At 25.8% G+C, this 4927-nt stretch carries 3 protein-coding genes; 2 read left to right on the top strand and 1 reads right to left on the bottom strand.

Annotated features, from left to right (window positions below; genetic code table 11):
- Positions 1-43: 43 nt before the first annotated feature.
- Together E6248_RS13160 and E6248_RS13155 are read left to right on the top strand one after the other, a co-directional pair.
- Positions 44-1765, top strand: a complete 1722-nt coding sequence (locus E6248_RS13160; protein WP_316341248.1) for an ABC transporter ATP-binding protein — start codon at positions 44-46, stop codon at positions 1763-1765.
- A gap of 11 nt (positions 1766-1776) precedes the next feature.
- Positions 1777-3510, top strand: a complete 1734-nt coding sequence (locus E6248_RS13155; protein ID WP_316341247.1) for an ABC transporter ATP-binding protein — start codon at positions 1777-1779, stop codon at positions 3508-3510.
- A 169-nt stretch (positions 3511-3679) separates the two neighbouring features.
- On the opposite strand, the gene E6248_RS13150 is transcribed toward E6248_RS13155, so the two are convergent.
- A partial coding sequence (locus tag E6248_RS13150) for a HAMP domain-containing sensor histidine kinase (protein WP_316341246.1) occupies positions 3680-4927 on the bottom strand: 1248 nt, incomplete at its 5' end.

Here is a 4927-nt window from a genome sequence, read left to right as displayed (position 1 = left end):
TCACAAAATTACATATGTATTTTAAGAAAAGGACTGATATTATTTGTTAAAACTTATTTATTTTATGAAAGATTACAAAAAAGAATCAATACTCGGCCCAATATTTAAATTAATTGAAGCTATATTAGAGTTATTTATTCCTATAGTAATGGCAAAAATTATTGATATTGGTGTCTATAATAAAGATATTAATTATGTATTTAAAATGGGTGGTGTACTTATACTTTTAGGTGCTATAGGACTATTATTTGCCCTTGTTTGCCAATACTATGCTTCTATTGCTTCTCAGGGAGCTGGAACTTCTATTAGAAGCAAATTATATAAACATATAAATGGACTCTCTTATAGTGAAATAGATAAAATAGGTACTCCAACTCTTATTACAAGGCTGGTAAATGATATTAATCAAATCCAAACTGGTATAGCCATGTTAATAAGGCTTGGTACAAGAAGTCCCTTTATAATTATTGGTTCAATTATTATGGCATTATTAATAGATTTAAAACTATCTATAATATTTTTAATAGCTACTCCACTTATTGCTTTAGTTATTTACTTAGTAATGAGTAAATCTCTTCCTTTATATAAGGTGATACAAGAAAAATTAGATAATTTATCTTTAATAACAAGAGAAAATCTTGAAGGAGCTAGAGTGATTAAAGCTTTTTCAAAAGAAGAATCAGAGAAATCAAGATTTGAAAAATCAGCTACTGACTTAGCTAATACCTCTATTAATGTAGGTAAAATATCTGCTATACTTAATCCTATTACTTATATGATTATGAATTTAGCAATAATAGCTATCTTATGGTTTGGTGGAATTAATGTAAATATCGGTTCATTAACTCAAGGTGAGGTTATTGCCTTTATTAATTATATAACTCAGATCTTATTATCATTAATAGTTTTTTCTCAACTTATTGTAATTTTAACTAAGGGCGCAACATCTGCTAATAGAGTTTTAGAAATATTAAATATTAATACTTCTATTATGGATAATAAACAAACTTTACCTAATAAAGTGAAAAATAATGATTTCCTAATTGAATTTAATAATGTTTCATTTTCTTATGAAGAATCAAATGAATACTCCTTAAAAGATATTAATTTTAAAATTAATAAAAATGAAACTATAGGCATAATTGGGGGAACTGGTTCTGGTAAATCAACATTAATAAACCTAATACCTAGATTTTATGATGTATCAAAAGGTGAGATATTAGTTAAAGGTATTAATGTTAAAGATTATAATCTAAATAGTCTAAGAAAACTTATTGGTATAGTTCCTCAAAAAGCAGTTTTATTTAAAGGAAGTATTTTAGATAATTTAAAATGGGGAAATGAAGATGCAACTATTAATGAAATAGAAGATGCATTAAATATATCTCAGTCTTCTTCATTTATTAACTCCTTACATGATAAATATAATGCTAAAGTTATGCAAGGTGGTAAAAACTTTTCTGGTGGTCAAAAACAAAGACTTACTATTGCAAGAGCTTTAGTAAGAAATCCTGAAATACTTATTTTAGACGATAGTTCTAGTGCTTTAGACTTTGCAACAGATGCAGCATTAAGAAAAAATTTAAAAGAGAATACTAAAGATATGACAGTACTTATAGTATCACAAAGGGCAAGTAGTATAATGAATTCAGATAAAATAATAGTCTTAGATAATGGTGAAATAGCTGGAATTGGAACTCATGATTATCTTCTTGAAAATTGCGAAGTTTATAGTGAAATATATTCTTCTCAATTAAATAATTAGGAGGTGACATTTTGAATACTGCAATACTTAAAAGAATTTTAAAATATACTAAGCCTTATAGTAAATATATAGTTTTATCCTTTATTACAGCAATCATTAATATAACTTTAACTTTATTAACACCTATAATTATAGGAAGAGGTGTAGATTTTATTATAGGACCTAATAATGTTAACTTTAATAAACTTATTAATATATTAATTTTACTTTTATTAACCATAATTTTCTCTTCAATTTTTCAACTTATTATGACTAGATTCAATAATATAGTAAGTTATAAGACTATTAAAGATTTAAGAAGAGATGTATTTAACAAACTAAATGAATTGCCACTTAAATATATAGATAGTAATTCTCATGGATATATTATAAACGGAGTCATTAATGATATAGAAATTATTTCAGATGGATTATTACAAGGCTTTTCTCAGCTTTTCACAGGAATAATAACTATAGTTGGAACATTAATTTTTATGTTAACTATAAATTATAAAATAGCCATACTAGTAGTTATAATAACTCCACTTTCATTATTTACTGCTTCCACTATAGCTAAAGCTTGTAATTCTATGTTTAGAAAGCAATCTGAGGTTCGTGGAGAATTAACTGGTTATGTAGAAGAAATGATAGGTAATCAAAAAGTTGTAAAGGCTTTTTCTTATGAAGATAGAGCTGAAGAAAATTTTGAGGAAATAAATAAGAAGCTTTATACATATGGTCAAAAAGCTCAATTTTACTCAGCAGTTACAAATCCTCTTACTAGATTTGTAAATGGAATTGTATATGCAGCAGTTGGTATAGTTGGTGCAATAACTGCTATTAATGGTAACCTTTCTATAGGTAACCTTTCAGCCTTTTTAAGTTATGCTAACCAATATACTAAGCCTTTTAATGAAATTTCAGGGGTTATTACTGAATTACAAGCAGCCTTTACCTCTGCTAGTAGAGTCTTTAAAATTTTAGATGAAAAACCTGAAGTTCCTGATAAAGCTAATGCTATTGATTTGGAAACTGCCGAAGGTAATGTTGATATAAATAATCTATACTTTTCTTATGATGAAAATAAGCCTTTTATTGAAGATTTTAATTTAAAGGTAAACCCAGGTGAAAGAATAGCAATAGTAGGTCCTACTGGCTGCGGAAAAACAACTTTAATAAATTTACTTATGAGATTTTATAATATAGATTCAGGTGAAATTAAAATAGATAGTATTAATATAGAAGAAATAACTAGAAAAAGTACTAGAGGACTTTATGGAATGGTCCTTCAAGATACATGGTTATTTTCTGGATCAGTTAGAGATAATATATCATACGGAAAAGAAGATGCTACCTTAGAAGAAGTAATTGAAGCTGCAAAACTTTCCCATGCTCATAAGTTTATAATGAAATTACCAAAAGGATATGACACTATTCTTTCAGAAGATAGTTCCTTATCTCAAGGACAAAAGCAATTACTATGTATTGCTAGAGTTATGTTATCAAAGCCACCAATGCTTATTTTAGATGAGGCCACAAGCAGTATAGATACTCGTACAGAAATCTATATTCAAAGAGCTTTTAATAAATTAATGGAAGGTAGGACTTCCTTTATAGTTGCACATAGACTTTCAACTATTAAAGAAGCTGATTTAATCCTAGTAATGAAGGATGGAAAGATAATAGAAAAAGGTAATCATAAGGACTTATTAAAACAAAATGGTTTTTATTCAAATTTATATAATAGTCAATTTGCTAAGATATAAAGGTTACCTAAGGAAATCCAATTAAAATTGATAATGAAAAATGGATGCTTAGAGAAATAATCTTTTCCAAATTATAAAAAATAAGCTTCTGAAAAACTCTCTTTAGATTTTTTCAGAAGCTTTAAATTTTCTAATAACTTTTTAGAATATACTCTTACCTTTATTAAGACTATAATTCTAATTTAAATGTGATAATATCTTCAATTATATCATAGGATAACTTCCAGTTGTTTTCCTTAGCTATTTCACTACATAGATATAATCCTAATCCTGAACTACTTATTTCTTTACTTATATTATTTATATTATTATGTTTAATAAATGGCTCTAATAATCTATTTTTTATGTCTTCAGGTATTTTATTTATCTTATTTTTAATAGTAAGATTTATAGTTCCATCTTCTTTAAATAATTTAACTTCAATTTCCTTTGAACAAGAGTATTTAATGCTATTATCTAGTAAATTAGCAAAAACCAGCTCAAAGTCTTCAAGTACACCTAAGTATTCAAGCTCTTGAATTTCATTAATTATTTTTAGATTTCTCTTTTTAATTCTTACTTCAAAATCTTCTTCTATTTGCATTATTAAATCTTTTAAAGAAAACATTGTTTTTACCTTATTTCTATTTATACCTCCTCTAGAAGTTTCTAAAATATTTTCTACTAAAGTTTTCATCTTTTCACATTCTAGTACTATCCTACTACTAGCTCTATTTATAAATTCTTCATCCATTTCTTTAATATCATTATCTCTTAATATCTGCGAATAAAGAGAAATAGATGTAACTGGAGTCTTAAGCTCATGAGTGGCATTATTAAAGAATTCTCTTAAGGATTTATCTTGATTTATTAATTGATTTTTCATTAAATTATAAGTCTTAGCTAAATCTGAGATTTCATCTTCACTAGATACTTCAATATCTTCAGTATAGTTTCCGAGCTTAAAATTCTTCATAGATTCATTTAATTTATTTAGAGGCATTATAGATTTTTTTATTATGGATGCAATAGTTAATATTAAAGTTATTACTACAAGGACTTGTCCTAAAATAATAATTATTATTGTTTTTATCATTTCATAGAACTTATTTGTATAATCTTTCTGTATTATTAAATTACTAATAAAATTCTCATCTAAATATACTGGATAATTGTAGGTTATAAAATAAGATTTATTTAAATTCTTAAACTTAATTAATGATTTAATATTATCACTTTCTAATATAATGCAATTAATTTCTTCACTATTAATTGCTTTCCCCACAGATTGATTAATCTTTCCTTCCTCATTTGCAAAGCTAACATATCCTTGAACAACATCATTTATAGGTGATAAACTTTTCCAAAGAGGCTCTTCTGCTACTTCCTTTTGACTAATTATATTAATAGAAGTTATTTTTATATTCTCTACATCTTC

This window comes from Clostridium sp. (assembly GCF_032552055.1).
In the GTDB taxonomy this organism is placed as follows: Bacteria; Bacillota; Clostridia; order Clostridiales; family Clostridiaceae; genus Clostridium.
Note: the sequence above shows the minus strand (reverse complement) of the source record. Positions and strands in the feature narration are given on the sequence as shown.